This window comes from Streptomyces sp. NPDC048353 (assembly GCF_055587165.1).
This window is the reverse complement of record NZ_JBVJGU010000001.1, coordinates 538,505-564,780: the sequence shown is the minus strand read 5'-3', so window position 1 is coordinate 564,780 and position 26,276 is coordinate 538,505. Positions and strand designations below refer to the sequence as shown.

Genomic DNA, 26,276 nt, shown 5'->3' with positions numbered 1-26,276 from the left:
CGAGTCTCGGGCGTACGGCGGTGGTTGGGCCCCGAGCCGCCTGGCGACTATGCGCCGTGGCGGTCAACCGCCAGGTCAGGCAGCGGGATTGCGGGCGTCATACCGGCGGAATCCCCGCCCGTACAGGGCAAGCACGGCAACCGCGAGAACGCAGGCGATACCCCCACCGGTGATCGCGACGGCGGGTGAGGTGAGGTCGGCGACCGACCCGGCGAGGAAGTCGCCGAGGCGCGGCCCGCCCGCCACGACGACGATGAAGACGCCTTGGAGCCGGCCGCGCATCTCGTCCGGGGCGGCGACCTGCATCATCGTGTTGCGGAAGATCATGGAGACGGTGTCGGAGTATCCGGCGAGGGCGAGGAGGAGCAGCCCGAGCCAGAGGTTCCGGGTGAGTCCGAAGACGGCGATGGCGGTGCCCCAGCAGGCGACGGCGAGCAGGATGGCCTGGCCGTGGTGGTGGATGCGGCCCTGCCAGCCGGAGAGGACGCCGCCGAGGAGCGCGCCGGCCGCGGGGGCGGCGGCGAGCAGGCCGGTGGTGCGGGCGTCGCCGTCGTACCAGAGGACGGCGACGACGGGGAACAGCGCGCGGGGGTGGGCGAGGATCATCGCGCAGAAGTCGGAGAAGAACGTCATCCGCAGATTGGGGCGGGTGGCGAGGAAGCGCAGCCCGTCGAGGACGGAGGCCCGCTTGGCGCCGGTCCGTTCGGGGAGCATGGGAGGCAGCCGCCACATCGCGTAGAGGGCGGCGGAGAAGGCGACGGCGTCGACGAGGTACGCGGTCTGGAAGCCGCCGACGCCGACGAGGAGACCGCCGAGGCTCGGGCCGACGAGCGTGCCGAACGTCATCGTCATGGAGTTGAGCGCGTTGGCCGCGCGCAGCTGATCGGGCGGCAGGAGCCGGGGGATCATCGAGGTGCGGGCGGGCGAGTTGAGCGCGGCGCAGACGGACTGCAGGGCGACGACGGCGTACAGGAAGAGGACGTCGTGGAAGCCGGCGAAGGCGGCGGTGGCGAGCGCGGCGGAGAGCGCGGCGGAGCCGGTGGCGCTGAACAGGCCGAGCCTGCGGCGGTCGACGGTGTCGGCGACGGCGCCGCCGTACAGCCCGAAGACGACCAGCGGGACGAGGGAGCAGAGGCCCACGAGTCCGACGGAGAACGGCGAGCGGGTGATCTCGTAGACCTGGAGCGAGACCGCGAGGGCGGTCATGCCCTGGCCGACCCAGGAGATGGTGTTGCCGAACCAGAGGCGGCGGTAGTGCACGGAGGTACGCAGCGGGGTGAGGTCCGCGAGGACCCGGCGGCGGTCCTCCTGCCCGGTGGCGCTCACGCGACGTCGTAGCGCAGCTCGGGGCGCGCCCAGTGGATCGAGCCGGCGGGCGGGACCGTGCCGGTGCGGCGGGCGCCGGTACGGAGGTAGAAGTCCTCGGCGGGCGGGTGCGCGACCACCCGCACGGAGGCGAGCCCGGCGGCGCCGGCCTGCGCGGTCATGTGCTCCATCAGCATCCGCCCGATGCCGAGGCCCTGCGCCTCGTCGACGACGAAGGCGAGATCGAGCTCGGCCTCGTCGAGGAGGAGGGCGTAGAACCCGACGATCCGCTGCCGGTCGTCGACGGCGACGAAGACGGGGTGGTGCTCGATGTACGACCCTCCGACGACATAGCCGTCGACCATGGCGGCGTAGCCGTCGCGGTAGGCGCGCGAGGTGCGGACGAGACGGGTGAGCCGCTTGGAATCGTCGGCGGTGGCGCGGCGGAGGGTGACGGAGGGCATGGAGGGAGTATAGGGACGGGCGGGGATACGGGTCCTTACAGGAGGTCCGTCGGGTCGACGGCGTCGAGGCGGGCGGCGAGCGCCGTGAGCTGGTCGCGCAGTCCGCGGATCTCCTCCAGCGACATCCCGGTCGCGGAGGCGATCCGCCGGGGCACACCGAGGGCCTTCTCCCGCAGCGCGGCCCCGGCCTCGGTGACCCGGGCGGTGACCGAGCGCTCGTCCTCGGCGCGGCGCCGGCGCTCGACGAAGCCGGCCGCCTCCAGCCGCTTGAGCAGCGGCGAGAGGGTCCCCGAGTCGAGGCGCAGGTGCTCGCCGATCCGCTTGACCGGCAGCTCCCCGTGCTCCCAGAGCACCAGCAGGACGAGGTACTGGGGGTAGGTGACCCCGAGGTCCTTGAGCGCGCCGCGGTAGACGCCGTTGAAGGCGCGGGTCGCGGCGTGCAGCGAGAAGCAGATCTGGTGGTCGAGCCGGAGGAAGTCCGCGTCCGGGGTCGAGTCGAGCGTCTCCATGGCTCCAGGGTACGGGACACCCCTCACGAACGATTGAGTTGTGCACAACTGAATTGCGCGCTAGAGTCGCTGCACACCCCACCGAACGGAAACGAGGACCCCATGAACGCGATCTACACCGCTGTCGCCACCGCCAACGGCCGCGAGGGCCGCGCCATCAGCTCCGACGGCCACATCGACCTCCCCCTCGCGCACCCCCAGGCCCTCGGCGGCAACGGCCAGGGCACCAACCCGGAGCAGCTCTTCGCCGCCGGCTACGCGGCCTGCTTCGCCAGCGCCATGGGTGTGATCGCCCGCCAGGAGAAGATCGACATCGCGGACGTCTCGGTCACCGCCGAGGTCTCCATCGGCAAGGACGAGGCGGACAACGGCTTCGGCCTCGCGGTCGTCATGCGCGCCGAGTTCCCCGACCATCTCCAGGGCGAGCCCGGCCGCGAGCTCCTGGAGAAGACCCACGCGTTCTGCCCGTACTCCAAGGCGACCCGCGGCAACATCGCGGTGGACCTCGTCATCGAGTAGTAGTCGCCCCGCACACATGGTGGAACGAGGTGCGGCGGGGGGCGTCGGGATGCGCGAGCGCCCCTTCCGCGCGCCTCCCCGCTCGGCTCGTGCGCACCCCCTGAACCGGAGAGCTGTTCGACTCGAACTCCCCGCCCCGCCCGGGCGGGCAGGGGGCGAGCGGACGGCCCCGGAGACGCGGAAAAGGCCCTCTCCACGGAGAGGGCCTTCCTGTCGCAGCAGGTCAAACGGGTGAACCTGCGGCGTGTCCCGGTGGGGCGGGTGGGACTCGAACCCACGGCCGACGGATTATGAGTCCGCTGCTCTAACCGGCTGAGCTACCGCCCCGGAGCGTGTGGCGCGTACATGTGTGCGCGCCGTCTGCCGCAGCATAGCCGCTCATACGATCTCTCGCTGTGGATGGTCGGCAACGCACGACCATGAGGACTTCCGTCGGAGCGGCGCGGTTCCCGGAGACAAGAAAAAGGACCCCGAAGGGTCCTCTTCCTCTCTGCTCCCCCGGCTGGACTCGAACCAGCAACCCTCCGGTTAACAGCCGAATGCTCTGCCAATTGAGCTACAGGGGATCGCGCTCCCCCGACTGGACTCGAACCAGTAACCTGCCGGTTAACAGCCGGCTGCTCTGCCAATTGAGCTACAGGGGATTGCTGCGGTTGCACCGAACGTACCCACCTCGGGTGTCTCCGAGCGGCGCTCGTTCGCTGCGACACATACATTAGCGCAATCAGGGGGGTGCTCCGCCAATCGGTATGCCGCGCCCCGTCGCGGGCACCAGTGAGGCATCAGCGAAGCTCCAGGGAAGGGTGGTGCCGCCGTGCGGTACAAGCTGACGTTCGTCGTGGGAGTGGCCCTCGGTTACGTCATCGGCACACGGGCCGGGCGCGAGCGCTACGAACAGTTGAAGAAGTCCGCGCGGGACCTCTCGCGGAACCCGGCCGTGCGCAACGCCGCCGAGTCCGCCGCCCAGACCGGGCGTGAGGTCGCGGGCAAGGCGATGCACGTGGTGAGCGACAAGGTCGGGGACAAGTTGCCCCCTTCGGTCGCCGACCGGGTGCACGCCCTGCGCGGACACAACGGGCAGGTCAGGGGCTCCGGGACCGATGACGACTGGGGCACCAGCAACACCTGAGGGCGCGGGGGCGGGCCGCCCGGACGGGCGTGCCGCCCCCCGCTCGCTCCCCCCGCCCCGCCGCGTGCGGCAGAATCTCCCGTATGGGGATAGTCGCCGGTCTGGACAGTTCTGCTGAGTTCACCCGCATCGTCGTCTGCGACGCGGACACGGGTGCCGTGCTGCGCCAGGGCCATGCCCCGCACCCGGGTGAGCCGAAGGCCGCCGACGTCGACCCGCAGAGCTGGCTGCTCTCGCTCGGCGAGGCCGCGGCCGGCGGGCTGCTCGAAGGCGTCCAGGCGATCGGCGTCTCCGCCCAGCAGCACGGGCTCGTCCCGCTCGACGCGCAGGGCGGTCTGGTGCGCGCCGCGCTGGTCGGCAACGACCGGCGGGCCCAGGTGGCCGCCGCCGATCTCGTCGAGGCCTTCGGCGGACGGCAGGCGTGGGCCGAGGCCGTCGGCTCCGTCCCGCAGGCCGGTCTGCCCGTCGCCAAGCTCCGCTGGCTGGCCCGCACCGAGCCGGAGAACGCCCGGCGGGTCGCGATGGTCCTCCAGCCGCACGACTGGCTGGTCTGGCAGCTGCTCGGCCGGCCCCTCCGGCGTACGACCGACCGGGGCGCCGCCTCGGCGACCGGCTACTGGTCCGCCGCCACCGGCTCCTACCGCCCCGACCTCGTCGAGCTGGCCCTCGGCCACCAGGCGGTACTGCCCGAGGTGCTCGGCCCCGCCGAGGCCGCCGGAACCACCCCCGAGGGGCTGCTGATCTCCGCCGGCACGGGCGAGACCATGGCCGCCGCCTTCGGGCTCGGCGTCCGCACCGGGGACGCGGTCGTCTCCCTCGGCGCCTCCGGCTCCGTGATGGCCGTCCACCACCAGGCGCTCGCCGACCCGCACGGAATGATCACCTCCTTCGCCGACGCGACCGGCATGCACCTGCCCGTCGTGCACGTCTCCAACGCGGTGCGGGCGCTGCGCGGCAGCGCCGAGATGCTCGGCGTGGAGAGCCTGGAGGAGCTGTCGGCGCTCGCCCTGAAGTCCACGCCCGGCGCCTCCGGTCTCGTCCTGCTCCCCTATCTGGAGGGCGAGCGCACCCCCAGGCTCCCGCACACCGCGGGCACCCTGAGCGGTCTGCGCCGCGAGTCGATGAAGCCCGAGCACTTCGCGCGGGCCGCCTTCGAGGGCATGCTCTGCTCGCTCGCCGACGCCATGGACGTGCTGCGCGGGCGGGGCGTGGAGGTGCGCCGGGTCTTCCTGCTCGGCGCGGCGGCCGAACTGCCCGCCGTCCAGGCGCTGGCGCCCGCGGTCTTCGGCGCCCAGGTGGTCGTCCCCCAGCCGGCGGACTACACCGCGCTCGGCGCGGCCCGTCAGGCCGCGTGGGCCCTCGGGGTGGCCCACGGAACCCTCTCGCCCTCCGCTCCCCCCGCCTGGCAGGGCGCCGCGGCCCAGGTCTTCGAGCCGGGCGAGGAGCTGGCGGTGGGCCAGGCCGTACGCCAGCAGTACGCCGCGACCCGGGACCAGATCCACCCGGGGGCCTTCGGCTCCTGAACACGCGCCAAAACGAGTCGTCACGTCCCGGGGGCACGGGCGATAGTAGAAGCCGTGCTCATAAGACTTCTCCGGACCCACCTCGGACCGTACAAGAAACCCATCGCCCTGCTGGTGTTCCTGCAGCTGCTGCAGACCTCCGCCTCGCTCTACCTGCCGACCCTCAACGCCGACATCATCGACAACGGTGTCGTCGACGGGGACACCGGCTACATCCTGCGCTTCGGCGCGCTGATGATCGCGGTCTCCGTGCTGCAGGTCGTCTGCAACATCGGAGCGGTCTACTACGGAGCACGGACCGCCTCCGCCCTCGGCCGTGACGTGCGCGCGGCGGTCTTCGAGCGGGTGCAGTCGTTCTCCGCCCGGGAGGTCGGGCAGTTCGGCGCGCCCTCGCTGATCACCCGTACCACCAATGACGTCCAGCAGGTCCAGATGCTGGTCCTGATGGGGTTCACGCTGATGGTCTCCGCGCCCATCATGTGCGTCGGCGGCATCGTCATGGCGCTGGGGCAGGACGTGCCGCTGTCGGCGGTGCTGCTGGCCGTGGTGCCGGTCCTCGGGATCGCGGTGTCGCTCATCGTGAAGCGGATGCGGCCCCTCTTCCGGACCATGCAGGAGCGGCTGGACACGGTGAACCGGGTGCTGCGCGAGCAGATCACCGGCAACCGCGTGATCCGGGCGTTCGTGAAGGACGGCTACGAGCGCGAGCGGTTCAAGGGGTCGAACACCGAGCTGACCGACGTGTCGATGGCGACCGGACGGCTGATGGCGCTGATGTTCCCGACCGTGATGACGGTCGTGAACGTCTCCAGCGTCGCCGTGGTCTGGTTCGGTGCCCACCGCATCGACAGCGGCGGGATGCAGATCGGCGCGCTGACCGCGTTCCTGGCCTATCTGATGCAGATCGTGATGGCCGTGATGATGGCCACCTTCATGTTCATGATGGTGCCGCGGGCCGAGGTGTGCGCCGAGCGCATCGAGGAGGTGCTGTCCACCGAGAGCAGCGTCGTGCCGCCCGCCGAGCCGGTGCGCGCGCTGCGCGGCCGGGGGCACCTGGAGGTGCGGAGCGCGGACTTCCGCTATCCGGGTGCCGAGGAGTCGGTGCTTCGGGAGGTCGAGCTGGTCGCCCGTCCGGGCGAGACGACCGCGATCATCGGCTCGACGGGCAGCGGGAAGTCGACGCTGCTCGGGCTGGTGCCGCGGCTCTTCGACGTCACGGGCGGCGAGGTCCTCGTCGACGGTGTCGACGTCCGGACGCTCGACCCGGTGCTGATGGCGCGGACGGTCGGTCTCGTCCCGCAGAAGCCGTACCTCTTCTCGGGGACGGTCGCGACCAACCTGCGGTACGGGAACCCCGACGCGACCGACGAGGAGCTGTGGCACGCGCTGGAGGTCGCGCAGGCGGCCGCGTTCGTGAGGCAGCTGGACGCCGGTCTCGACGCGCCGATCGCGCAGGGCGGCACCAATGTGTCCGGCGGGCAGCGGCAGCGGCTCGCGATCGCGCGGACGCTGGTGCAGCGGCCGGAGATCTACCTCTTCGACGACTCGTTCTCGGCGCTCGACTACGAGACGGACGCCCTGCTGCGGGCGGCGCTGGCGGCGGAGACGGCGGACTCGACCGTCGTGATCGTCGCCCAGCGGGTGTCGACCATCCGGGACGCCGACCGGATCGTCGTCCTCGACGAGGGGCGGGTCGTGGGCTCCGGACGCCATCGCGAACTGATGGCGGGCAATGAGACGTACCGGGAGATCGTGCTCTCCCAGCTGACCGAGGCGGAGGCAGCCTGATGGCCGGTCCAGGCGGACGGATGATGGCCGGCGGCGGCCCCGACCAGCGGTCCATGGACTTCAAGGGGTCGGGCAAGCGGCTGCTGAAGTCCTTGGCTCCCGAGCGGGGCGCGCTGTGGCTGATGCTCCTTACCGGTGTGCTGAGCGTGGCGGGCTCGGTGGTCGGGCCGCTGATCCTCGGCAAGGCGACCGACCTGATCTTCGCGGGGGTCGTCGGACGGCAGACGACCGACGGCACCACCAAGGCGCAGGCGATCGAGGCGCTGCGGGCCGCGGGCGACGGCGGAATGGCCGACATGCTGTCCGGGGTCGACTTCACGCCCGGGCAGGGCATCGACTTCGCGGCGGTCTCCACGGTGCTGCTGTGGGTGCTGGCGGTCTATGTGGCGGCCGGGCTGCTGATGCTGGTCTCCACCCGGATGTCGATCAAGGTGATCAACCGGACGGTCTACCGGATGCGGGAGGACGTCCAGGCGAAGCTGGCGCGGCTGCCGCTGTCGTATTTCGACAAGGCCAAGCGCGGTGAGGTGCTCAGCCGGGCGACCAACGACATCGACAACATCTCGCAGACGCTCCAGCAGTCCATGGGGCAGCTGATCAACTCGCTGCTCACCATCGTCGGCGTGCTGGTGATGATGTTCTGGATCTCGCCCCTGCTCGCCCTGGTGGCGCTGGTGACGGTGCCGGTGTCGGTGGTCGTGGCGACGCGGATCGGCAAGCGGTCGCAGCCGCACTTCGTGCAGCAGTGGAAGTCCACGGGCGCGCTCAACGCCCATGTGGAGGAGATGTACAGCGGTCACGCGCTGGTGAAGGTCTTCGGGCGGCAGGACGAGTCGGCGGCCGGTTTCCGCGAGCAGAACGAGGCGCTGTACGAGGCCGGGTTCAAGGCGCAGTTCAACAGCGGTGTCATGCAGCCGGTCATGTTCTTCATCTCGAACATCAACTACGTCCTGGTGGCCGTCGTCGGCGGTCTGCGGGTGGCGTCGGGCACGCTGTCGATCGGCGACGTCCAGGCGTTCATCCAGTACTCCCGGCAGTTCTCGATGCCGCTGACGCAGGTGGCGTCGATGGCGAACCTGGTGCAGTCGGGTGTCGCCTCGGCCGAGCGGATCTTCGAGCTCCTCGACGCGGAGGAGCAGGAGCCGGACTCTCCGGTGAGCGAGCACCCCACCGGAGTGAAGGGGAAGGTCGCCCTGGAGTCGGTCTCCTTCCGCTACGAGCCGGACAAGCCGCTGATCGAGGACCTGTCGCTGACGGTGGAGCCGGGGCAGACGGTCGCGATCGTCGGCCCGACCGGCGCCGGGAAGACGACGCTGGTGAACCTGCTGATGCGGTTCTACGAAGTGACCGGCGGCCGGATCACCCTCGACGGCGTCGACGTGGCCCGCATGTCCCGGGACGAGCTGCGCTCCGGGATCGGCATGGTCCTCCAGGACACCTGGCTCTTCGGCGGGACCATCGCCGACAACATCGCCTACGGCGCGTCGGGCGAGGTCACCCGGGAGCGGATCGAGGAGGCGGCGCGGGCGGCACATGCCGACCGGTTCATCCGGACCCTCCCCGACGGTTACGACACGGTCATCGACGACGACGGGGCCGGGGTCAGCGCGGGTGAGAAGCAGTTGATCACCATCGCGCGGGCGTTCCTGTCGGATCCGGTGATCCTGGTCCTGGACGAGGCGACCAGCTCCGTGGACACCCGTACGGAGGTCCTGATCCAGAAGGCGATGGCGCGGCTGGCGCACGGGCGGACGAGTTTCGTCATCGCGCACCGGCTCTCCACCATCCGGGACGCGGACGTGATCCTGGTGATGGAGGACGGCTCGATCGTCGAACAGGGCACCCACACCGAGCTGCTGGCCGGGGCCGGCGCCTACGCCCGGCTGCACGCCGCCCAGTTCGCCCAGGCGGTCGCCGAGGTGGACTGAGCGGCACGGGACGCCCCGCCCCCGGCCGGGCGGGGCTCTCGGAACACGTCTCAGTCGAGGTAGCCGCGGAGCTGGTCGGCGAAGGCGTGGTCCCGCAGCTTGCCGAGGGTCTTGGACTCGATCTGGCGGATGCGTTCGCGGGTCACGCCGAAGAGGCGTCCTATCTCCTCCAGTGTGCGGGGCCGGCCGTCGTCGAGGCCGTAGCGGAGCTGGACGACCTTGCGTTCCCGCTCGCCGAGGGTGGAGAGGACCGCCTCCAGGTGTTCGCGGAGCAGGAGGAAGGCGGCGGACTCGACGGGGGACGCGGCGTCGCCGTCCTCGATGAGGTCGCCGAGGGCGACGTCGTCCTCCTCGCCGACCGGGGCGTGCAGGGAGACCGGTTCCTGCGCGAGGCGCAGCACTTCGCCGACCCGTTCGGGGGCCAGGTCGAGCTGGGCGCCGACCTCTTCGGGGGTGGGTTCGTAGCCGCGCTCCTGGAGCATCCGGCGCTGGACGCGGACGACGCGGTTGATCAGTTCGACGACGTGGACGGGGACGCGGATGGTCCTGGCCTGGTCGGCGAGGGCCCGGGACATCGCCTGGCGGATCCACCAGGTGGCGTACGTCGAGAATTTGTAGCCGCGGGCGTAGTCGAACTTCTCGACGGCCCGGATGAGGCCCAGGTTGCCCTCCTGGACCAGGTCGAGCATGGTCAGGCCGCGTCCGACGTACCGCTTGGCGACGGAGACGACGAGCCGCAGGTTGGCCTCGATGAGCCGGCGCTTGGCCATCCGGCCCAGGACGACGAGCCGGTCCAGGTCGAGGGCGAGCTGGGAGTCCAGGTCGGCGGCGGTGGCGAGTCTCTCCTCGGCGAAGAGGCCGGCTTCGACCCGGCGGGCCAGCTCGACCTCCTCGGCCGCGGAGAGCAGGGGTATGCGGCCTATCTCGCGCAGGTACTGGCGGAACAGGTCGGAGGAGGGCCCGCCGGCGCCGGCGTCGGCCCGCCGGGGGGTGGCCTCCGGTTCGGGCGCCTCGTCCGCGAAGTCGGCGGTCTCGGACGGCTCGGAGGGCTCCGGCGCTTCGGAGGTCTCCGACGCCTCGGGGCGGGGGGCGGCCGGGCGCCCCTCGGACACGGCGTCCGTCGGGGACAGGGTCTGGGTCTGCACGGGGGCGACCTCCAGGTGATCGCTGCCGGTGCTCCGGGGGCTCAGGCACCGCCCCCAGTGTGGGGTACGACACATCACCGCCACGAGGGGCGTGCGGTGACTTTTTGAGTTCGGCGGGTCACCGAACGTCAGAGGAGGCCGGTGGGGCGGCGCGGCCCCCGGCACGATCGGCCGGACACCTCAGAGGGCCGCGGCTCCGTTGTTGCGGAGCGAGCGGCCGTACTGGGTGAGGATCCACAGCTCGTTCTGGACGGCCGCGAGGCGCTCCGGGTCGCCGTGGGCGCCGAGGCGGGCGAGGGTGCCCTGGATGTCGCGGATGCGGCGGTCGACGGCGCGCAGCCGGACGGTGACGAGCTGGTCGCCGGCGTAGGCCTCGTCGACGATCTTGGCGAAGATCGCCTCGACGGCGAGTTCGGTGACGAGGGCGCGGACGGTGTCGTCGGGGGCGGCCTCGCGGACGGCGGCGAGGTAGTCGGCGGGGGCGCCGGTGGCGCCGCCCGCGTCCTGGATGCACTGGCGCACGGCGGCGTAGGGCGGGGCGGTGAACTCGTCGGCGCCGTATGCGTCGAAGGCCGGGGAGACCAGCTCGGGGCGCTGGAGGGCCAGTTTGAGCAGCTCGCGTTCGGTGCGGTGAGCGGGGCTGCGCAGGTTGAGCGCCGGGCCTGCCTGGGCGGCGGGGGCCTGGATCGGGGAGGGGGCCTGGCGGGTGCCGGGGGCGGGCGCCGGGCCGCGGCCGCCCCGGTCCCGGGCCCAGCGGGCGATCTGGGCGACGCGGCGGACGACGAACTGGGTGTCGAGGATGCCGAGCATGCCGGCGAGCTGGACGGCGACCTCGTGCTGGGAGGCGACGTTCTTGATGCGGGCGACGATCGGGGCGGCCTCGTCGAGGGCGGCGGCGCGGCCCGCCGGGGTCTCCAGGTCGTAGCGGCTGACGATCTGGCGCAGGGCGAACTCGAAGAGCGGGGTGCGGGGCTCGACGAGGTCGGAGACGGCCTGGTCGCCCTTGGCGAGGCGCAGATCGCAGGGGTCCATGCCGTCGGGGGCGATCGCGATGTAGGTCTCGGCGGCGAACTTCTGGTCGTCCTCGAAGGCCCGCAGGGCGGCCTTCTGGCCGGCCGCGTCGCCGTCGAAGGTGAAGATCACGCGGGCCGAGCCGTTGTCCATCAGGAGCCGGCGCAGGATCTTGATGTGGTCGCCGCCGAAGGCGGTGCCGCAGGTGGCGATGGCGGTGGTGACGCCGGCGAGGTGGCAGGCCATGACGTCGGTGTAGCCCTCGACGACGACGGCCCGGCTGACCTTGGCGATGTCCTTCTTGGCCAGGTCGATGCCGTAGAGGACCTGGGACTTCTTGTAGATCGGCGTCTCGGGCGTGTTGAGGTACTTGGGGCCGTTGTCGTCGTCGCGCAGCTTGCGGGCGCCGAAGCCGACGACCTCGCCGCCGATGTCGCGGATCGGCCACATCAGGCGGCCGCGGAAGCGGTCGATGGGGCCGCGGCGGCCGTCCTGGGAGAGTCCGGAGAGGATCAGCTCCTTGTCGGAGAAGCCCTTGCCGCGCAGGAAGCGGGTGAGGTGGTCCCAGCCGGCCGGGGAGTAGCCGACGCCGAAGTGTTCGGCGGCGGCCTGGTCGAAGCCGCGCTCGGCGAGGAACTTCCGGCCGATCTCGGCTTCGGCTCCGCCGAGTTGGTCGGCGTAGAACCGGGCGGCGGCCTGGTGGGCCTCGACCAGGCGGATCCGCTCGCCGCGCTGGTGGCCGGGGTTGTAGCCGCCTTCTTCGTACCGCAGGGTGATGCCGGCCTTGGCGGCGAGGCGCTCGACCGTCTCCGAGAAGGAGAGGTGGTCGATCTTCATCACGAAGGCGATGGTGTCGCCGCCCTCCTGGCAGCCGAAGCAGTGGAACAGGCCCTTGCTCGGGCTGACCTGGAAGGAGGGGGACTTCTCGTCGTGGAAGGGGCACAGCCCCTTGAGGTTGCCGCCGCCGGCGTTGCGCAGCTGGAGGTACTCGGACACGACGGCGTCGATCGGGACCGCGTCCCGTACCGCCTTCACGTCGTCATCGTTGATCCTGCCTGCCACGCGTGAAGTCTACGGCGGGTCGGGGCGGTCGCCCCCCGGGCGGCGCCGCCGCCGGCGGCCGGGCGGCGGGTCAGGCGAGGCTCTCCAGGGGCACGGAGGGGTCGGCGAGGGCGTCCGGGTCCAGCCGGGCGCCGGATCGGATGAGCCGCTGGATGTCGTCTGTGACGTCCCACACATTCACGTTCATTCCGGCGAGGACCCGGCGGTCCTTCAGCCAGAAGGCGATGAACTGCCGCTTGCCGGCGTCGCCGCGGAGGACGACCTGGTCGTACGAGCCGGGCGGGGCCCAGCCGGAGTACTCCATGCCCAGGTCGTACTGGTCGGAGAAGAAGTACGGGACGCGGTCGTAGGAGACCGGGCGGCCGAGCATGGCGCGGGCGGCGGCGGGGCCGCCGTTGAGGGCGTTGGCCCAGTGCTCGACGCGCAGCCGGGTGTGCAGCAGCGGGTGGTGGGCGGCGGCGACGTCGCCGGCCGCGAAGATCTCCGGATCGGAGGTGCGCAGCGACTCGTCGACCGCGATGCCGCCGCCGTGGGCGCGGTCGACGAGGGCGAGGCCGGCGGCTTCGGCGAGGGCGGTGCGGGGGGCCGCCCCGATGGCGGCGAGGACGGCGTGGGCGGGGTGCTCCTCGCCGTCGTCGGTGCGGACGGCGAGGACCATGCCGTCCTGGCCGACGATCTCGGTGAGCCGGGCGCCGAAGTGGAAGCGGACGCCGTGCTCGGCGTGCACGTCGGCGAAGAGCTGGCCGAGTTCGGGGCCGAGGACGTGGTGGAGCGGGGTGGGCTCGGACTCGACGACGGTGACCTCGGCGCCGTAGCCGCGGGCGGCGGCGGCGACCTCCAGGCCGATCCAGCCGGCGCCGGCGATGACCAGGTGGCCGTTGTCGCGGCCGAGGGCGGCCAGGACCTGGCGGAGCCGGTCGGCGTGGGCGAGCCGGCGCAGGTGGTGGACGCCGGCGAGCGCGGTGCCGGGGATGTCGAGGCGGCGGGGCTCGGCGCCGGTGGCGAGGAGGAGCCGGTCGTAGCCGATGGTGGTGCCGTCGCCGAGGCGTACGGTGCGGGCCTCGCGGTCGACGGCGGTGACCGGCTGGCCGAGGTGGAGCTCGATGTCGTGCGCGGCGTACCAGGCGGGTTCGTGGACGAAGACGGTGTCCCGCTCCTCCTTGCCGGTGAGATAGCCCTTGGAGAGCGGTGGGCGTTCGTAGGGGTGGTCGCGTTCGTCGCCGATGAGGATGACCCGGCCGTTGTACCCCTCCGACCGGAGCGTCTGTGCCGCCTTGGCTCCGGCGAGCCCTCCGCCGACGATGACGAAGGTCTGATCTGCGTCGACCACGTTGATGCCTCCTCGTTGCGACCGGTTCCACGCTACGCCTCCGGGCGTTCGGCGAGCCGTACCGCCCCGGGCCCCCGGACGAGCGTCCCGTACGCACGGTGATGACGGAAGGGGGCGAACGGCCGGTGGGGCGCCGGGCCCGGGGGCGCCCGGGGCGCGGTCTCAGGCGGGGCGGGGGCGGAGGCGGGCGTGGAGGGCGCGGGCGGAGGCGTCGGTCAGGGAGGAGATCTGGTCGACGATCACCCGCTTGCGCGCGCGGTCGTCACCGGCGGCGTCGAACAGGGCGCGGAACTGCGGGTCGAGGCCCTCGGGGGCGCGGGCGGTGAGCCCCTCGGCGAGTTCCGCGAGGACGACGCGCTGGTCGGCGCGGAGGACCTCCTGCTCGGCGCGCTGCATGACGTACCGGTCGGCGACGGCCTTGAGGACGGCGCATTCGTGGCGGGCCTCGCGGGGGACGACCAGTTCGGCGGCGTACCGGGTGAGGCGTCCGGTGCCGTACCGCTCGCGGGTGGCGCCCTCGGCGGCGAGGCAGAAGCGGCCGATGAGCTGGCTGGTGGCGTCCTTGAGGCGGGCCTGGGCGACGGCCGATCCGTCGTAGCCGTGCGGCCACCAGTCCTGCTCGACGAGCCGGTCGAGGGCGGCGGCGAGCTCCTGCGGGTCGGTGTCGGACGGGACGTACCGCCCGATGGCGACGCTCCAGATGTCGGCGCGCTCGGGTTCGGAGAAGAGCATGTTCGGGTCGATGTGGCCGGCGTGCAGGCCGTCCTCGAAGTCGTGGACGGAATAGGCCACGTCGTCGGACCAGTCCATGACCTGGGCCTCGAAGCACTTGCGGTGGGCGGGGGCGCCCTGCCGGGCCCATTCGAAGACGGGCAGGTCGTCCTCGTACACGCCGAACTTGGGCGAGTGGGGGTCGTCGGGGTGACCGCCGCGCGCCCAGGGGTACTTGGTGGCGGCGTCGAGGGCGGCGCGGGTGAGGTTGAGGCCGACGCTGACGACGTCGCCGCCGTCGGTCTCGACGAACCGCTTGGGCTCGATGCGGGTGAGCAGGCGGAGCGACTGGGCGTTGCCCTCGAAGCCGCCGCAGTCCTTGGCGAAGTCGTTGAGGGCCTGTTCGCCGTTGTGCCCGAAGGGCGGGTGGCCCATGTCGTGGGAGAGGCAGGCGGCTTCGACGAGGTCGGGGTCGCAGCCGAGGGCGGCGCCCAGCTCGCGGCCGACCTGGGCGCACTCCAGGGAGTGGGTGAGCCGCGTGCGGGGGCTGGCGTCCCAGGCGTGGCTGCGGGTGCCGGGGGTGACGACCTGGGTCTTGCCGGCGAGGCGGCGCAGGGCGCTGGAGTGCAGCACGCGTGCGCGGTCCCGCTGGAAGGCGGTGCGTCCGGGCCGTTTGTCGGGCTCGCCGGCCCAGCGTTCGGTGGCGGTGTCGTCGTAGCCGGGGGTGTCCGTGATGCCTTCCATGCACCGAAGGTAACCGCCGGGACCGACAGCCATGCCCTCAGGCGGAGGCGAGTTCCCAGGGGAGGGCGGCGAGGACGGCGGGCGCGGGCGCGGCGAGGGCCCGGTCGTAGCGGTGCAGGACCAGCCGGGCGAGGGCGGGATGGGCGCCGAGGGGGGCGGCGGCCGTCCAGGGCGCGGCGGCGGCGGTGCGGGTGGCGAAGAGGCCGGGGGCGGTGAAGCAGGAGGCGACGGCGACCCGGTGGCGGCCGCGGGCGGCGAGGAGGCGGACGGCGTCCGGGACGGTGGGGGTGGCGGCGGAGGCGTAGGCGGGGACGACGGGGACTCCGCCGAGGCGTTCGCCGAGGAGCGCGGCGGTACGGCGGATGCCGGCGAGGGATTCGGGGTCGCGGGAGCCGGCGGCGGCGAGGACGACGGCGGCGGAGCGCGAGGCGCTGTCGGCGGGGGTCCAGCCCGCTTCGGCGAGCCGGTCGGCGAGGGCCTCGACGAGCAGCGGGTGCGGGCCGAGGGGGGCGGCGATCCGGGTGCGCACGGCGGGTGCGGCGCCGGCGGCGGCGGGCAGGTCGTGCTTCACGTGGTAGCCGCGGCCGAAGAGGAGCGGGACGAGCACGGCCTCGCGTCCGCCCTCCGCGCCGAGCGCGGTGAGGGTGTCGGCGAGGAGCGGGGCGTTCAGCTCGACGTGGGCGAGCCGGACGTCGAGCGAGGGACGCAGCTCCCTGACCCGGTCGAGCAGCAGGGCGAGCGTCTCGCGCGCCCTCGGGTCGCGGCTGCCGTGCCCGACGGCGACCAGGGTGGGGGCCGGGGGGCGGGAAGGACGGACGAGGGCGGGGGCGCAGGCGGGGGCTGGAGCTGGAGCCGGGGCGGACGCGCCTTCGACCGCAGGGGTGTCTTCGGGCGCGGAGGTGCCGTCGACCGCGGGGACGCCTTCGGGCGTGAGGGCGCCTTCGGGCGTGAGGGCGCCTTCGGGCACGAGGGCCAGGGCCGGGCCGGCGAGGGCGGTTCCCGGTACGGGGGCGGTTCCCGGCGCGGGGGCGGTTCCCGGTGCGAGGGCGGTTCCCGGTGCGAGGGCGGTTCCCGGTGCGGGGGCGGTTCGGTCGGTCATGGGCGGGGGCGTTTCGTCGGGGTGCTCGGGGGTCTCGCCCGTGATTCGGCCGGGGCGCCCGACCGGATGCACCCGGCTCAGCCGTTCGCCGAGCCGGGCCGTGATCCGGCCGAGCAGCTCGGCCGTGCTGTCGAAGGTGCAGTCGGGCTCCGTCATGGACCGATCCTGACCCCGGCACGTTGCCTGCCCGTTGCGCGGACGTCACGGGTGTTTACACGGCCCTCACCCGCGCCCCGGCCGCCGTGTCAGGCGCCGGCGTCGAGCCAGACGCGCAGGGGGCCGGTCTCCCGGAAGCCGAGGGAGAGAGCCGGGGGCAGGTCGTCACCGGATTCGTAGCCGACGACGGGCCGGGCGGCGTCGAGGAGGGAGAGGCAGCCGGCCCACGCCTCGGCCGGGTCGGCGCCGTCCACGGCGAAGAGGTTGGAGACGCCGGTCACCGGGCCGCTGTCGCTGAGCACCGCGCCACCGACGATCCGCCGGTCCGTGCCGTATCCGGCGACGATCGTGGTGGCGGGGTCGGCGAGCAGTCCGGGCCGGAAGAGAACCGCCTCGTCCGGGTCGCCGCCGCTCCAGGCGGCCGCCCAGTCGGCGAGCTCCGCCGGGGTGCGGACCGGGCGCCACGCCGCCTCGGCCGGGGGCACGGGGAGGCCGGCCGGGCGGTGGATCCACCGGGCCTCGAAGAGGAGCCGGAAGCCCTCGCCCGCCAGGTCGAGGCGGGCGAAGGCGTCCTTGACCGAGGCACCGGGGGCGGTCCGGTCGATGCCGTCGAGCACATCGCGTACGGAGGCGTCCTCGGTGAGCGTCACGGCGTCGGGGTAATACAGCGGCGTGCGGCGGCCGTTGGTCCAGGCGCGGGGCCCGAAGGTGCCGGGGCGGCCGTGGGCACGGCACATCGCCTCGCACCACTCGGCGTTGTTGCGGACGGCTTCCTTGATCATGTGCGGATCGTACGGGTCCGCACCTCTACCCCGCCTCCCCCTTTCCATGCTTCCACAGTGCGAAATATATTTTCCGCTATGAGAATGTCCCCGTCGCCCGTCCCCGGGCTCCCCCGGCGCGTCGCCGCCGAACTCGTGGGCACCGCCGCCCTGGTCGCCGTCATCATCGGCTCCGGTATCCGCGCCGACTCCCTCAGCCAGGACATCGCCGTACGGCTGCTGGCCAACTCGCTCGCCTCCGCCGTCGGGCTCGGCGTCCTCATCGCGCTCCTCGGGCCCCTCTCCGGCGCCCACTTCAACCCCGTCGTCACCCTCTCCGAGTGGTGGGCCCGCCGTGGCGAGGACGGGGCGCCCGACGCGCGCGAGGTCGGGCTCTACCTCTCCGCCCAGCTCGCCGGGGCCGTCGCCGGCGCGCTGCTCGCCGAGGCGATGTTCGGGCGGTCGCCGGGCGGCTGGGCGACCCAGGTGCGTTCGGACACCCCGCTCCTGCTCGGCGAGACGGTGGCCACCGCCGGGCTCGTCCTGGTCGTCCAGGGCCTGCGCCGCATCGGCCGCCCCTCCCTCGCGCCGGTCGCGGTGGCCGCCTACATCGGGGCCGCCATCTGGTTCACCTCCTCGGGCTCCTTCGCCAACCCGGCGGCCACGGTGGGCCGGGCCTTCAGCGACTCCTTCACCGGCATCGCCCCCGGATCGCTGCCCGGTTTCATCGGCGCCCAGCTCCTCGGGGCCCTGGTCGGCATCGCCCTCGCCACGGTTCTGTACGGCTCCGACGAACCGAAGGGCCCCGTTCTGCGTCGAACGGGGTGACGGCGCGGGCATGATCCGCGCAGGCGGGATCCACGGAGGTTCGTCCATGCCACGCGTACGCATACCCACCCGGCCCCGGCGGGCCGCCCGGTGGGCGCTCCCCCGCACCACGCGGGCACGCCGCCGCACGGTCCAGGCCCTGATGCTCGGGGCCGTCCTCGCGCTCGCCCCCGCGACCTGGATGCACGCCGCCGCCGACGGCCGGCTGCGCACCGCCGCCGACGTGCCCGCCCAGGACGTCGCCGTCGTCTTCGGCGCCGGCCTGTGGAAGGGCCGCCCCACGCCGTACCTCGCGCACCGGCTCGACACCGCCGCCGAGCTCTACCGCGCGGGCAAGGTCAAGGTCGTCCTCGTCACCGGCGACAACAGCCGTGTCGAGTACGACGAGCCCGACGCCATGCGCCTCTACCTCGCCGGACGCGGCGTGCCCGACGGCCGGATCGTCAGCGACTACGCCGGATTCGACACCTGGGACTCCTGCGTCCGCGCCAAGAGGATCTTCGGCGTGGACCGGGCGGTCCTGGTGACCCAGGACTTCCACATCGAGCGGGCCGTGGCCCTGTGCGGGGCCGCCGGGGTCGAGTCGTACGGCGTCGGGGTCGCCGAACCGCACGACGCCACCTGGTACTACGGCGGCACCCGCGAGCTGTTCGCGGCCGGCAAGGCGGCCCTGGACGCCGCGCTCCGGCCCGACCCGCACTTCCTCGGCGAGCGCGAGCGGGGCGTGACGGAGGCACTGGCCGCCGCCCACCCGTGATCCACGCCGCCCACCGTGACCCGCGCCGCCGCCCGCTCCCCCGGCCCTCACCTCCGCCGGCCCGCGCGGCTGAGCACGCCGCACCGTCGCCGTAATGCGGGGCGCCCCCGGACGTAACACGACCGTCGCACGCTTCTCTCCATGTCCGAGGTCGTCACCACCCCCACGCACTGCCCCTACTGCGCCCTCCAGTGCGGTATGTCGCTCCGCCCGGCCACCACGACGGCCGAGGCCGACGGGTGGCCGGTCGAGGTGGTCGACCGCACCGACTTCCCCGTCAACCAGGGCGCGCTCTGCGGCAAGGGCCGCACCGCCCCGGCCGTACTCTCCTCCCGGGTCAGGCTGACCGAGCCCCTGGTCCGATGCCCTGACACGGGTGCTCTGCGTCCGGCCACCTGGGAGGAGGCCCTCGCCGCCGTCGCCGACGGGCTGCGCCGGACCCGCGCCGCGCACGGGCCGGACGCCGTGGGCGTCTTCGGCGGTGGCGGCCTCACCAACGAGAAGGCGTACGCCCTCGGCAAGTTCGCCCGGCTCGTCCTCGGCACCTCGCAGATCGACTACAACGGCCGCTTCTGCATGTCGTCGGCCGCGGCCGCCCACACCAGGGCGTTCGGGCTCGACCGGGGCCTGCCCTTCCCGCTGGAGGACGTCCCGCGCACCGGCTGCGTCATCCTGGTCGGCTCCAACCTCGCCGAGACCATGCCGCCGGCGCTGCGCTACCTCACCGAGCTGAAGGAGAACGGCGGGAAGCTGATCGTCGTCGACCCGCGCCGCACCAGGACCGCCGAGCAGGCCGACCTCCACCTCGCGCCCCGCCCCGGGACCGACCTCGCGCTCGCGCTCGGGCTCCTCCACCTCGTCGTGGCCGAGGGCCGCACGGACGAGGCGTTCATCCGGGACCGTACGCAGGGGTGGGAGGCCGCGCGGGCCGGGGCGATGGCCCACTGGCCGGAGCTGGTCGAGCGGATCACCGGAGTGCCGGTGCCGCTGCTGCGGGACGCCATGCGGATGTTCTGCGACGCCGAGAGCGGGATGGTACTGACGGCGCGCGGACCCGAGCAGCAGTCCAAGGGCACCGACACGGTCGGCGCGTGGATCAACCTGTGCCTGGCGACCGGCCGGGCCGGGCGCCCGCTGAGCGGTTACGGCTGCCTCACCGGCCAGGGCAACGGCCAGGGCGGCCGCGAGCACGGCCAGAAGGCCGACCAGCTCCCCGGCTACCGCAAGCTGGACGACCCCGCCGCCCGGGAGCACGTCGCCCGGGTGTGGGGCGTGGAGCCGGAATCGCTGCCCGCGCCGGGCCGCAGTGCGTACGAACTCCTCGACGCGCTCGGCGGTGACGTGCGGTCCCTGCTCGTCATGGCCTCCAACCCGGTGGTCTCCGCCCCGCGCGCCGCCCACGTCGAGGAGCGCCTGCGCTCGCTCGACTTCCTGGCCGTCGCGGACGTGGTCCTGTCCGAGACCGCCGCCCTGGCCGACGTGGTGCTGCCCGTCACGCAGTGGGCGGAGGAGACCGGGACGATGACCAACCTGGAGGGCAGGGTGCTGCTGCGGCAGCGGGCGATCACCCCGCCGCCCGGGGTCCGCAGCGATCTGGACGTGCTGCACGCGCTGGCCGGGCTGCTCGGCTGGGAGAAGGGCTTCCCGACGGACCCGGAGGAGGTCTTCGACGAACTCCGCCGCGCGTCGGCGGGCGGGCCCGCGGACTACTCGGGCATCAGCTACCGGCGCATCCGGGAGGAGGACGGCGTCTTCTGGCCGTGCCCGGACCTCACCGGGAGCGCCGGCCCGGAGGGCGTCCACCCCGGGACGCCGCGGCTCTTCCTCGACCGGTTCGCCACCCCCGACGGGCGGGCGCGGTTCGCCGCCGTCGTCCACCGGGAGGCCGCCGAGGAGACGGACGAGGCGTACCCGATCGTGCTGACGACCGGGCGGGTCGTCGCCCACTACCAGTCGGGGGCCCAGACCCGGCGCGTCGACGAGCTGAACGCCGCCGCTCCCGGCTCCTTCGTGGAGCTCCACCCGCGGCTCGCCGAGCGGCTGGGGGTGGCCGAGGGCGAGCGGGTCGCGGTGGTCTCGCGGCGCGGCAGGTCGGTGGTGCCCGCGCGGATCACCGCGGCCATCCGGCCCGACACCGTCTTCATGCCCTTCCACTGGGCGGGCGAGGGCCGGGCCAACACGCTCACCAATCCGGCGCTCGACCCGGTCTCGCGGATGCCGGAGTTCAAGGTGTGCGCTGTGCGTCTCGAACGGGAGCGGCCGTCCGCGTGACCCAGTCGCCGCCCGGGATGAGCGGCCCGGGCAGGGCGGCCGGCGCGGCGAGATAGACCCAGGCCGGCACGGCGGCCCCGTCCCGGACGCGGACGACCGGCCGCTCCACCCGCTCGTAGAGGTTGCGCGGGTGCCCGGGCCCTTCGTACTCCTCCAGGCGGTCCAGTACGCCGAGCAGTTCGCCGTACGCGCCGGGCGCCGCGGTCACCAGTTCGCCGACGATCCCGCTCCCGGCCTTCCCGGCGTACGGGCCGGGGTCCTGCACCGCGTACGGATAGCCGGGCCCGTCGTGCAGCCGCGTGCCCGGCAGGAGGGCGGGTTCCTCCCGTGCCGTGCGGCCGCGCAGGAAGAGGTCGTGGTTGTACTGGCCGGGGCGCAGCGTCCCGTACACGAAGAACGGCAGCTCGGGCGGGGTCGCGGTCATGGTGCGATCGTCTCCTGCGCGAGCCAGGCGAGATAGCCGGCCGTGCCCCGGACGACCGGGGTGGCGATGATCTCCGGCGTCGCGTAGTCGTGCGCGGCCAGGAGATGGGCTTCGAGGGCGGTGTAACAGGCGTCCGTCGTCTTGAAGAGCACCTGCCACTCCTCGCTCGTCTCGATCGCCCCCTGCCAGTGGTAGACGGAGGTCACCGGTCCGGAGACCTGGGCGCAGGCGGCGAGCCGCGCCTCGACGGCTCCGCGGGCGAGCGCCTCGGCCTTCTCGGCGCTGTCGGTGGTGGTGAGTACGGTGAGTGCGAGGGTCACTCCCTCACCGTACCGACGCTCCCGGCGCTCCGGGGCCGCCGTCCGCACCGGCCTTGTGCGGCTCGGTTCGCCTCCGGGGCGCTTCGTGCGGCTGTCGACTCACTCGTCAGGCGGCGGGCGCGAACTGCGCGGCGTGCAGCCGGGCGTAGGCGCCGTCCCCGGCCAGCAGTTCGTCGTGGGTGCCCTGTTCGACGATCGAGCCGTCCTCCATCACCAGGATCACGTCCGCGTCCCGGATGGTGGAGAGCCGGTGCGCGATGACGAAGCTCGTCCTGCCCTCGCGGAGCGAGGACATGGCGCGCTGGATCAGGAGCTCCGTGCGGGTGTCGACGGAGCTGGTCGCCTCGTCCAGGACGAGGATCCGCGGCTCGGAGAGGAACGCCCGGGCGATGGTGATCAGCTGCTTCTCGCCCGCGCTCAGTCCGGCGCCGTCCTCGTCGAGCACGGTGTCGTAGCCGTCGGGGAGAGTGCGGATGAACCGGTCGGCGTGCGCGGCCATGGCGGCTTCGACGATCCGTTCGCGGGTGGCCTCGCCGGGCGCGCCGTAGGCGATGTTGTCGGCGATGGTCCCGCCGAAGAGCCAGGTGTCCTGGAGGACCATGCCGATCCCGGAGCGCAGCTCGTCCCGGGACATGCGGGCCACGTCGACACCGTCGAGGGTGATCCGGCCGCCGGTCACTTCGTAGAACCGCATCAGAAGGTTCACCAGCGTCGTCTTCCCGGCGCCGGTCGGGCCGACGATCGCGACCGTCTGCCCCGGCTCCACCGTCAGCGACAGATCCTCGACGAGCGGCCTGTCCGGCTCATAGCGGAAGGAGACCTTCTCGAAGGAGACGCGTCCGGCCCGTCCGGCGGCCCTCCCCCGGCCTCCGGCGCGCGGCTGCTCCGTCCCGTCCGGCCGCGTCCCGCGGTCGGCGGCGGACGGGGCGGGGGACTCCTCGTCCGCGTCGAGCAGATCGAAGACGCGCTCGGCGGAGGCGACTCCGGACTGGAGCAGGTTCGCCATGGCGGCGATCTGGGTGACCGGGCCGTTGAAGTCGTAGGAGTACTGGATGAACGCCTGGACGTCGCCGATCGACAGCGTGCCCGACGCCACCCGCAGACCGCCGACGACCGCGATCAGGACGTAGTTGAGGTTCCCGACGAGGGTGAGGGCCGGCTGGATGAAGCCGGACATGAACTGGGCGCGGAAGCTCGCCGCGTACAGCTCCTCGCCCAGTTCGTCGAAGCGCGCCACGGCCTCCTCGCGCCGCCCGAAGGCGACGACCTCGGCGTGGCCGGTGAACATCTCCTCGACGTGGCTGTTGAGACGCCCGGTGACGGCCCACTGCCGGACGAACTGCGGCTGGGCGCGCTTGCCGATCCGCGCCGCGACGAGCACGGACACCGGCACGGTCGCCAGCGCGACGAGCGCGAGGAGCGGGGAGATCCAGAACATCATCAGCAGCACGCCGACGAGGGTGAGGAGCGCCCGGACCATCTGGCCGAAGGCCTGCTGGAGGGTCTGGGTGATGTTGTCGATGTCGTTGGTGGTGCGGCTGAGGATCTCGCCGCGGGCCTGCCTGTCGACGTACGACAGGGGCAGCCGGGAGAGCTTTCCCTGGGCGCCGGCCCGCAGCCGGTGGCCGGCCCGTTGCACGACCGTCGTCGCGAGCCGCTGCTGGAGCCAGTTCAGCGCGGCGGAGCCGACGACCAGGGCCATCGCCAGGGTCAGGGCCCGGGCGACCGCGGGGAAGTCGACGCCCGCCGGGCTCGCCGCGCCGGAGACGACGAGGTCGGTGGCGCGGCCCAGGATCAGGGGGCTGAGGACGGCGAGGGAGACGGCGCCGATGGCGGCGACGAGCATGCCGAGGAGCAGCGGGCGTTCGGGCGCCATCGTGCGCAGCAGGCGCAGGCCCGAGGAGCGGAAGTCCAGGGACCGTTCGAGGGCCGGGGTGTTCAGTCCGGGCCCGCGCTGCGGGAGCGCGGGCCCCCGGCGCTCGGGGGTACGGGCGGGGGCGGTGCGGGAGGCGCCCCGGAAGCGGTGGCGGGTGGGGGCCGGGTCGGCGGGAGCGACCTCGTTCGTCGGCCGGGTGTCGCTCATGCCGCTTCCTCCTCGGTGAGCTGGGAGAGGACGATCTCCCGGTAGGTGGGGTTGTCCCGCATGAGTTCCTCGTGGGTGCCGCTGCCGACGGCCCGGCCCTGGTCGAGGACGACGATCCGGTCGGCGCCGCGGATGGTGGAGACGCGCTGGGCGACGATGACGACGGTCGCCCCGGCCGTCTCCCGTGCCAGTGCCTCCCTGAGCCGCGCGTCGGTGGCGGGGTCGAGGGCGGAGAAGGAGTCGTCGAAGAGGTAGAGCCGGGGGCGGGCGACGAGGACCCGGGCGATCGCGAGCCGTTGGCGCTGGCCGCCGGAGAGGTTGGTGCCGCCCTGGGCGACCGGCGCGTCGAGCCCCTCGGGCAGGGCGCGGACGAAGTCGGCCGCCTGGGCCACCTCCAGCGCCTGCCACAGCTCCTCGTCTCTCGCCTCGGGCCTTCCGTACCGCAGGTTGTCCGCCACCGTGCCGGAGAAGAGGTACGGCTTCTGGGGGACGATGCCGACCGTGCGGGAGAGCAGGGTGCGGTCCATGGCGCGGACGTCGACGCCTCCGACGCGGACCTCGCCGCCGGTCGCGTCGAAGAGGCGCGGGACGAGCCCGAGGAGGGTGGTCTTGCCGCTGCCGGTGGAGCCGACGACGGCCGTGGTACGTCCGGGCAGGGCGGTGAGGTCCACCCCGCGCAGGACGGGTTCCTCGGCGCCGGGGTAGCTGAAGTCGGCGCCCCGGATGTCGAGCCGGCCGGGTCCCGCCAGCTCCCGGACGGGGTCGGCGGGCGCGGTGACGGAGGGTTCGGTGGTGAGGATCTCCTGGATGCGTTCGGCGCTGACCTCGGCGCGGGGCATGTGCATCAGCAGGAACAGGACCATCATCACCGACATGAAGATCTGGAGCAGATAGCCGAGGAAGGCGATCAGCGAACCGGCCTGGATCGCCCCGGACTCGAGCCGGTGGGCGCCGACCCACAGGATGCCGACGGTGGCCAGCTCCCAGACGATCAGGACGATCGGGAACATCAGGGCCTGCAGGCGCCCGGCGCGCATGCCCACCGCGCGCAGTTCGTCGTTGGCAGCGGCGAACCGGCGCTGCTCGTGCCGGTCGCGGACGAAGGCGCGGACGACCCGGATGCCGGTGATCTGCTCGCGCATCACGCGGTTGACCCCGTCCACGCGCTCCTGCATGCCGCGGAAGAGGGGCCGCATCCGCACCACGACCGCGCCGACGGCGCCGGCGATCAGCGGGATGAAGACGAGCAGCAGCAGGGCGAGCGGGAGGTCCTGGTCGAGGGCCATGACGATGCCGCCGACGCACATCAGGGGCGCGGCCACCAGCAGCGTCAGGACGAGGACGGCGAAGGTCTGGATCTGCTGGACGTCGTTGGTGGTCCGGGTGATCAGGGAGGCGGTGCCGAAGCGGCTCATCTCCCGGGCGGAGAAGTCCTGGACGCGGCGGAAGACGGTGGCGCGCAGGTCACGGCCGACGCCCATGGCGATCGTGGCGCCGAAGTAGACGGCGCCCGCCGCCGCGGCGGCCTGGAGGAGGGTGACGGCGATCATCAGGCCGCCGCCGGAGAGGACGTGCGCGGTGTCGCCGCGCAGGACGCCGTTGTCGATGACGTCGGCGTTGAGGGTGGGCAGGGTGAGGGAGGCGAGGCTCTGGAGGAGCTGGAGGAGGATGACCAGGGCGAGGGTGCGCCGGTGGGGCCGGAGCCGGCCGGCGACGAGCCGCAGCAGCATGGGTGGGCGCTCCCGCTCAACCGGTGTAGGCGCGGACGGACTTGGCATCGCGCAGGGCGCGCGCCCACCAGGCGGTCTGGTCGAGCATGGTCTTGGCGGCGGTGTCGGGGCCGGTGGGGTCCTTGTGCCGGCCGTCCTCGCCGAACTGCCCGTGCACGTAGGGGAAGGCGACCGAGTCGCGCATCGTGACCGCGTGCAACTCGGCGTAGATCTGCCGCAGTTGCTCGACGGCCCGCAGGCCGCCGGAGATCCCGCCGTAGGAGACGAATCCGACCGGCTTGGCCTGCCATTCGACGTAGTGCCAGTCGATGAGGTTCTTGAGGGCGGCGGGGAAGGAGTGGTTGTACTCGGGGGTGAGGACGACGAAGGCGTCGGCGGCGGCCAGGACCGGGGAGACCTTGGCGAGTTCGGCGCGCACCTCGGGGCCCGGGGAGTGCGAGAGGGAGGTGGGCAGGTCGGTCTCGGCCAGGTCCACGACGTCGACGGTGAAGTCCTCGCGCTCGGCGACCCGGGCGAGGAACCAGTCGGCGACGACGGGTCCGAACCGGCCTTCACGGTTGGAGGCGATGACGACGGCGAGCTTGAGCGGCATGACGGAGTCGGTGGACTCCGTGGAGTTCGTGATGTCCATGCCGATGATCGTGGTACCTCAAGTTTGGTTGAGGTCAAGCGCCGTTCC

At 73.0% G+C, this 26,276-nt stretch carries 22 protein-coding genes and 3 tRNA genes; 8 read left to right on the top strand and 17 right to left on the bottom strand.

Annotation, left to right across the window (positions count from 1 at the left end):
• Nucleotides 1-75: 75 nt before the first annotated feature.
• Genes ACZ6RC_RS02450 through ACZ6RC_RS02440 form a run of 3 tightly spaced genes read right to left on the bottom strand, consistent with a single transcriptional unit; the run spans nt 76 to nt 2,278 of the window.
• Nucleotides 76-1,326, bottom strand: coding sequence for an MFS transporter (locus tag ACZ6RC_RS02450; protein WP_469578785.1), 1,251 nt, complete (start codon nt 1,324-1,326; stop codon nt 76-78).
• Entirely contained in the window at nt 1,323-1,769 is a 447-nt protein-coding gene (locus tag ACZ6RC_RS02445; protein WP_469578783.1) for a GNAT family N-acetyltransferase, read from the bottom strand. The genes ACZ6RC_RS02450 and ACZ6RC_RS02445 overlap by 4 nt, the downstream gene beginning before the upstream one ends.
• Nucleotides 1,770-1,804: 35 nt before the next feature.
• Nucleotides 1,805-2,278 carry a MarR family winged helix-turn-helix transcriptional regulator gene (locus tag ACZ6RC_RS02440; RefSeq protein WP_469578781.1) on the bottom strand — a complete coding sequence of 158 codons (474 nt, stop codon included), beginning with the start codon at nt 2,276-2,278 and terminating at the stop codon, nt 1,805-1,807.
• A 102-nt stretch (nt 2,279-2,380) separates the two neighbouring features.
• Here ACZ6RC_RS02440 and ACZ6RC_RS02435 point away from each other — a divergent pair, with 102 nt between their 5' ends.
• Entirely contained in the window at nt 2,381-2,797 is a 417-nt protein-coding gene (locus ACZ6RC_RS02435) for an organic hydroperoxide resistance protein (RefSeq protein ID WP_391142332.1), read from the top strand.
• Nucleotides 2,798-3,050: 253 nt separating this feature from the next.
• On the opposite strand, the gene ACZ6RC_RS02430 is transcribed toward ACZ6RC_RS02435, so the two are convergent.
• The 3 genes from ACZ6RC_RS02430 to ACZ6RC_RS02420 all read right to left on the bottom strand — a co-directional run bounded on the left by ACZ6RC_RS02430 (nt 3,051) and on the right by ACZ6RC_RS02420 (nt 3,441).
• Nucleotides 3,051-3,124 (bottom strand) — tRNA-Ile (locus tag ACZ6RC_RS02430).
• Between the two features lie 166 nt (nt 3,125-3,290).
• A tRNA-Asn gene (locus ACZ6RC_RS02425) sits at nt 3,291-3,363 on the bottom strand.
• Nucleotides 3,364-3,368: 5 nt separating this feature from the next.
• Nucleotides 3,369-3,441 (bottom strand) — tRNA-Asn (locus tag ACZ6RC_RS02420).
• 170 nt (nt 3,442-3,611) lie between these two features.
• Between ACZ6RC_RS02420 and ACZ6RC_RS02415 the strand changes: the two genes are divergently transcribed.
• From ACZ6RC_RS02415 to ACZ6RC_RS02400, 4 genes are all read left to right on the top strand, one after another.
• Entirely contained in the window at nt 3,612-3,926 is a 315-nt protein-coding gene (locus ACZ6RC_RS02415; protein WP_453614733.1) for a YtxH domain-containing protein, read from the top strand.
• A gap of 83 nt (nt 3,927-4,009) precedes the next feature.
• A complete protein-coding gene (locus ACZ6RC_RS02410; RefSeq protein ID WP_469578778.1) occupies nt 4,010-5,449 on the top strand; it encodes an FGGY family carbohydrate kinase in 1,440 nt (479 codons plus the stop codon).
• Nucleotides 5,450-5,503: 54 nt separating this feature from the next.
• The gene (locus ACZ6RC_RS02405) at nt 5,504-7,237 is read left to right on the top strand and encodes an ABC transporter ATP-binding protein (protein ID WP_469578776.1); all 1,734 of its coding nucleotides are present in this window, start codon (nt 5,504-5,506) and stop codon (nt 7,235-7,237) included.
• A complete protein-coding gene (locus ACZ6RC_RS02400) occupies nt 7,237-9,165 on the top strand; it encodes an ABC transporter ATP-binding protein (protein ID WP_469578774.1) in 1,929 nt (642 codons plus the stop codon). The genes ACZ6RC_RS02405 and ACZ6RC_RS02400 overlap by 1 nt, the downstream gene beginning before the upstream one ends.
• Before the next feature lie 50 nt (nt 9,166-9,215).
• Here ACZ6RC_RS02400 and ACZ6RC_RS02395 read toward each other — a convergent pair whose 3' ends face one another.
• From ACZ6RC_RS02395 to ACZ6RC_RS02370, 6 genes are all read right to left on the bottom strand, one after another.
• Nucleotides 9,216-10,385 (bottom strand): RNA polymerase sigma factor, encoded by a 1,170-nt coding sequence (locus tag ACZ6RC_RS02395; protein ID WP_391142345.1) that lies wholly within the window; start codon nt 10,383-10,385, stop codon nt 9,216-9,218.
• Between the two features lie 105 nt (nt 10,386-10,490).
• Complete coding sequence (gene dnaG / locus ACZ6RC_RS02390) at nt 10,491-12,383, bottom strand: DNA primase (protein ID WP_391142348.1); 1,893 nt, start codon at nt 12,381-12,383, stop codon at nt 10,491-10,493.
• 70 nt (nt 12,384-12,453) lie between these two features.
• On the bottom strand, nt 12,454-13,713 hold the full coding sequence (locus ACZ6RC_RS02385; protein WP_391142350.1) for an NAD(P)/FAD-dependent oxidoreductase: 1,260 nt from the start codon (nt 13,711-13,713) through the stop codon (nt 12,454-12,456).
• 162 nt (nt 13,714-13,875) lie between these two features.
• The gene (locus ACZ6RC_RS02380) at nt 13,876-15,168 is read right to left on the bottom strand and encodes a deoxyguanosinetriphosphate triphosphohydrolase (RefSeq protein WP_453614721.1); all 1,293 of its coding nucleotides are present in this window, start codon (nt 15,166-15,168) and stop codon (nt 13,876-13,878) included.
• Nucleotides 15,169-15,205: 37 nt separating this feature from the next.
• Nucleotides 15,206-15,955 (bottom strand): sirohydrochlorin chelatase, encoded by a 750-nt coding sequence (locus ACZ6RC_RS02375; RefSeq protein WP_469579410.1) that lies wholly within the window; start codon nt 15,953-15,955, stop codon nt 15,206-15,208.
• Between the two features lie 557 nt (nt 15,956-16,512).
• On the bottom strand, nt 16,513-17,205 hold the full coding sequence (locus tag ACZ6RC_RS02370; RefSeq protein WP_469578770.1) for a hypothetical protein: 693 nt from the start codon (nt 17,203-17,205) through the stop codon (nt 16,513-16,515).
• 78 nt (nt 17,206-17,283) lie between these two features.
• On the opposite strand from ACZ6RC_RS02370, the gene ACZ6RC_RS02365 reads away from it, so the two are divergent.
• From ACZ6RC_RS02365 to ACZ6RC_RS02355, 3 genes are all read left to right on the top strand, one after another.
• Nucleotides 17,284-18,012, top strand: a complete 729-nt coding sequence (locus ACZ6RC_RS02365) for an aquaporin (protein ID WP_453614718.1) — start codon at nt 17,284-17,286, stop codon at nt 18,010-18,012.
• 46 nt (nt 18,013-18,058) lie between these two features.
• On the top strand, nt 18,059-18,769 hold the full coding sequence (locus ACZ6RC_RS02360; RefSeq protein WP_453614716.1) for a SanA/YdcF family protein: 711 nt from the start codon (nt 18,059-18,061) through the stop codon (nt 18,767-18,769).
• A 141-nt stretch (nt 18,770-18,910) separates the two neighbouring features.
• Nucleotides 18,911-21,040: a molybdopterin oxidoreductase family protein gene (locus ACZ6RC_RS02355; RefSeq protein ID WP_469578767.1), complete on the top strand. Its 2,130-nt coding sequence runs from the start codon at nt 18,911-18,913 to the stop codon at nt 21,038-21,040.
• Here ACZ6RC_RS02355 and ACZ6RC_RS02350 read toward each other — a convergent pair.
• The 5 genes from ACZ6RC_RS02350 to ACZ6RC_RS02330 all read right to left on the bottom strand — a co-directional run bounded on the left by ACZ6RC_RS02350 (nt 20,994) and on the right by ACZ6RC_RS02330 (nt 26,228).
• Entirely contained in the window at nt 20,994-21,464 is a 471-nt protein-coding gene (locus ACZ6RC_RS02350) for a gamma-glutamylcyclotransferase family protein (RefSeq protein ID WP_469578765.1), read from the bottom strand. The genes ACZ6RC_RS02355 and ACZ6RC_RS02350 overlap by 47 nt on opposite strands.
• Nucleotides 21,461-21,784, bottom strand: a complete 324-nt coding sequence (cutA, locus tag ACZ6RC_RS02345; protein WP_391142367.1) for a divalent-cation tolerance protein CutA — start codon at nt 21,782-21,784, stop codon at nt 21,461-21,463. Before cutA ends, ACZ6RC_RS02350 begins: the two co-directional genes overlap by 4 nt.
• 106 nt (nt 21,785-21,890) lie before the next feature.
• The gene (locus ACZ6RC_RS02340) at nt 21,891-23,867 is read right to left on the bottom strand and encodes an ABC transporter ATP-binding protein (protein WP_469578762.1); all 1,977 of its coding nucleotides are present in this window, start codon (nt 23,865-23,867) and stop codon (nt 21,891-21,893) included.
• Nucleotides 23,864-25,597: an ABC transporter ATP-binding protein gene (locus ACZ6RC_RS02335; RefSeq protein ID WP_469578760.1), complete on the bottom strand. Its 1,734-nt coding sequence runs from the start codon at nt 25,595-25,597 to the stop codon at nt 23,864-23,866. Before ACZ6RC_RS02335 ends, ACZ6RC_RS02340 begins: the two co-directional genes overlap by 4 nt.
• A gap of 16 nt (nt 25,598-25,613) precedes the next feature.
• Nucleotides 25,614-26,228: an NADPH-dependent FMN reductase gene (locus ACZ6RC_RS02330; RefSeq protein ID WP_391142384.1), complete on the bottom strand. Its 615-nt coding sequence runs from the start codon at nt 26,226-26,228 to the stop codon at nt 25,614-25,616.
• Nucleotides 26,229-26,276 lie beyond the last annotated feature (48 nt).